This is a genomic window from uncultured Methylibium sp. (assembly GCF_902826655.1).
Taxonomy (GTDB): Bacteria; Pseudomonadota; Gammaproteobacteria; order Burkholderiales; family Burkholderiaceae_C; genus Methylibium.
The window spans coordinates 1-3,295 of record NZ_CADEFR010000123.1 but is presented as its reverse complement, the minus strand read 5'-3'; the positions used below and the strand labels follow the sequence as shown (position 1 = coordinate 3,295).

Below are 3,295 nucleotides of genomic sequence, written 5' to 3'. Positions count from 1 at the left end.
TCAGCGCAGCCGAGGCTGCGGTGAAGGCTTTGCAGGCACGATGCCCACAGGTAGCCACTGCAGTGTTGACCGCAATTGATGGCTAAGGCAAGGGCGGCAGCACGCGGGTCGGTAAGCGCCACGCGCAAAGACCGCCCTTCGTCGATGCTTTGAGGTGGCGTGATCGGCTCGGTAGCTCGCTGCGTCGTGCTGTTCAACGAGTCAATCGCCCTCGACGCCTCTCGCCATCCGGACGAGACGCCATCGGCGATCTGGTCAGCGGGCCACGCAGCCTCCGCCGTCGCAGTCGGCCCGGACCGAGTGATCGCCAGCCCTCGACTTCGCCATGTCGCTGGCGGCCAGAGCTGCGGTCGGTGCCTCGGCCAACAACTGCCCGATCATTGCGCCGAGCGCCATGTCGTCGGTCGCTCCGAAGTGATGCAGCCGCACGCGGCCGCCTCGATCGAGCAGCAACGCGCTCGGTGTGCCTTGCAGCGCCAACTCACGCATGGTTCTCGGAACGCCGTCGCCGTCGGAGCCCGGCATGTCGATGCCGATCGGGAAAGGCCAACGGTACTCGTGGATGAGGGCGGCCAGCGCGTCTGGTCCCATGACGGCATGGTGCTCGAAGACCGTGTGCAAGCCGATCACCACCACCTGCTCGCGCGGAAACAGCTCATGCACGCGCCTGGCCTGCGGCAAACCGTGGCTGATGCACGCCGGGCACAGCATCTGGAAGGCGTGCAGCAGCACGACGCGTCCGCGAAGTGACCGCAAGGTGATCGGCTGCGCGGTGTTGTACCAGCGGCTGACCTGCAGCTCGGGCGCGAGCGGTGGCAGTGCGTCGGACATCAGAACTCACCTTCCTTCACGTACGGATAGCTCCAGAGGATCGTCTGCAGCAGCACGGCCTTGACCCACGCCGCGTGCATCTTCTCGACCTCGGCGCCGCTTGCTCCCTTCTTCGCGAGGAACGGCTTCAACGTGGTGGTCACGGGGATCGTCAGCGCGCTCAGGTAGCGGAAGTTGACCTGCGGCGTGCTGTCCACCTTGTCGGTCTTGTTCTTCTTCAGTTTGTTGTGGCGCAGGCCGAGTTCGTACTGCCAGTCGAGCCAGGCCTGGTCGAAGCGGGCGTCGGCGGTGTCGGAGATCCACAACGCGAATCGCTTGCGCACCGCCGCGAGGTAGGCGCCGTCCGGTGCGCCGGTCGTGCGGTCGCCGAAGAAGATCACGAGTTCGGGCGTCGATGCGACGAAGCCGTACCAGACATCGAGGATCGCTTCGGTCTGGTCGGCCAGGATGGGCTTGCTCTGGCGCAGCGCGCGTTCGTCTTCGTCGCCGAACAGCAGCGTCTTCTTGATCGCCGCCACGTCGGCAAGCGTGAATGGCGCCTTCGCCAACGTCGGTTGCCCGTAGCTGTAGCCGGGTACGGGAGTCTTGCCCTGCGCACCGGCCTCGGGCATCACGCCGACGCTGGCCGTGGCCATCAGAAGCTTGAGGAGGTTCATCGCAAAGTCCACGGGTGGTTGATCGAAACCCAAGTGTGGAGTCAGGATGTGTACCATCGGCAACGCAGGGTGCAGATGACATGACTATTCGTACAGAAACGCCTACGATCACGGTGGACCGGCTGTCTGCGCTTCTCGACCGATTCCGCGTCCGTGCCAGGCTGTTCCACCAGGGCCCGTTGTGTGGCGTCAGCCACTTCGATGCCCATCCGGGGCGGGGCTTCCTGCACCTGCTGCGTCGTGGGCCGCTCGACATCCGGCATGCCGCCGGCAGCGGAGCGCCGCAGCGCTTGTCGCTCACGGAACCGAGTTTGATGTTCTATCCGCGCCCGCTGTGGCACGAGTTCCGCAACCCGCCGCGCGACGGCAGCGACTTTGCCTGCGCGACGGTGGAGCTCGAAGGCGGTGAGCGCAACCCGCTCTCGCGTGCGCTGCCGCCGCTGCTGGTGTTGCCGCTGGCGCGGGTGGAAGGCCTGGAGGGCGCGCTGACTCTGTTGTTCGCCGAAACCGACCGGCTGCGCTGTGGCTCGAGGCTGCTCGCCGACCGGCTGTTCGAGGTGGTGCTGATCCAGCTGCTGCGCTGGCTGATCGACCATCCTGACGAAGCCGGAACGCCAGTGGGCTTGCTCGCCGGGCTCGCCCATCCTCGGCTGGCCCCGGCGCTGGTGGCGATGCATGAAGCGCCCGGTGCGTCGTGGTCGCTTGAAGGGCTGGCTGCCGTGGCGGGTATGTCGCGGACAGCGTTCTCGAACACGTTCCGCGACCGCGTTGGTCAGACCGCCGCCGCCTACCTCGCCGACTGGCGCATCGGCCTGGCCGCAGCCGAACTGCGCAGCGGCCGCGACCAGAAGAGCGTGGCCCGTGAACTCGGCTATGGGAGCGCCTCGGCGCTCTCGCGTGCGTTCAAGCAACGGCTTGGAAGTTCGCCAACAGGGTGGGCGCGCAGCGGGACTTGAGGTTGCCACGCCGGCGCCGACTGCAGGTGAAGCAGCATGTGGTTGCAAGGACGTTCAAGTGAGGCATGTGGTGAGGCGTCTGCACTTGATGCACATCAGGTGTGGAAGACGCCCTCCCCGGAGTACCGGGGAGGGGCCAAAGCCGCCGTCAGGCGGCGAGCTTCGTGTCCTCGGCATCCATGCGGCTGGCGCCCGCCGAGTCTTGGTCGAGGTCGAGCTGGCGCTGTAGACGGCGTTGCCGCGCAAGGAGGTCCGCCAGGCGACCCTCGTGCTCGAACGGGCGTTCGAGCTCGATCCGCAGATCCGCCAGGCGCTTGCCGCGCACGGCCAGTTGCTGGCGCGCTGCATCGCGCTCCTTCGGCACCGACGCCAGCGTCGCGAGCAGCGCCGCCGCCAGGCCCTGGGCCGTCTGGTACACCTCGGCGTCGTACCGGCAGTGCCCTTCCAGGTACAGGCCGGGAACGGTGTCGCCCCGGCTGGCGCGCAGTCCGAGATCGAAGCCGGCGAACCGGCCGACCCGCTGCTCGACGCTGGCTTGCGCCGCCTTCGCCGCGCGCACCAACTGGCGCAATCCTTCGCCGACTGCCTCCGAGCCGACCAGCACCTGCCCGACCAGCTCGACGCGCATGTCTCCGGCAGAGGCCGGTTCTGCGCGCTCGCAGTCCTGCTCCAGCAACGCCAGCCTGCGCTCCAGGGACTCGATCAGCATCGGCAGCCGCACCACCTCGCTCTCGTTCGCATAGCGCTGGTTGCGCCACACCGAGAACAGCGTCGACAGCTTGGCCACCTCGGCGTCGACGCCGGCCTTCTCGATCACGAGCGGGTTGCCCGAGGCCAGCGCCTTCACTTCGG

At 67.5% G+C, this 3,295-nt stretch carries 5 protein-coding genes; 1 reads left to right on the top strand and 4 read right to left on the bottom strand.

Features of this window, described 5'->3' with window-relative positions:
* The 3 genes from QZV97_RS20615 to QZV97_RS20605 all read right to left on the bottom strand — a co-directional run.
* On the bottom strand, window positions 1–197 hold a 197-nt coding region (locus QZV97_RS20615), incomplete at its 3' end, for a hypothetical protein (RefSeq protein WP_295647260.1).
* A gap of 58 nt (window positions 198–255) precedes the next feature.
* The gene (locus QZV97_RS20610; RefSeq protein WP_295647257.1) at window positions 256–831 is read right to left on the bottom strand and encodes a TlpA family protein disulfide reductase; all 576 of its coding nucleotides are present in this window, start codon (window positions 829–831) and stop codon (window positions 256–258) included.
* The gene (locus tag QZV97_RS20605) at window positions 831–1,487 is read right to left on the bottom strand and encodes a protoglobin domain-containing protein (RefSeq protein ID WP_295647255.1); all 657 of its coding nucleotides are present in this window, start codon (window positions 1,485–1,487) and stop codon (window positions 831–833) included. Before QZV97_RS20605 ends, QZV97_RS20610 begins: the two co-directional genes overlap by 1 nt.
* 80 nt (window positions 1,488–1,567) lie before the next feature.
* Here QZV97_RS20605 and QZV97_RS20600 point away from each other — a divergent pair, with 80 nt between their 5' ends.
* Window positions 1,568–2,443, top strand: a complete 876-nt coding sequence (locus QZV97_RS20600; protein WP_295647254.1) for an AraC family transcriptional regulator — start codon at window positions 1,568–1,570, stop codon at window positions 2,441–2,443.
* A gap of 148 nt (window positions 2,444–2,591) precedes the next feature.
* On the opposite strand, the gene QZV97_RS20595 is transcribed toward QZV97_RS20600, so the two are convergent.
* Entirely contained in the window at window positions 2,592–3,260 is a 669-nt protein-coding gene (locus tag QZV97_RS20595) for a hypothetical protein (RefSeq protein ID WP_295647252.1), read from the bottom strand.
* Window positions 3,261–3,295: the final 35 nt, after the last annotated feature.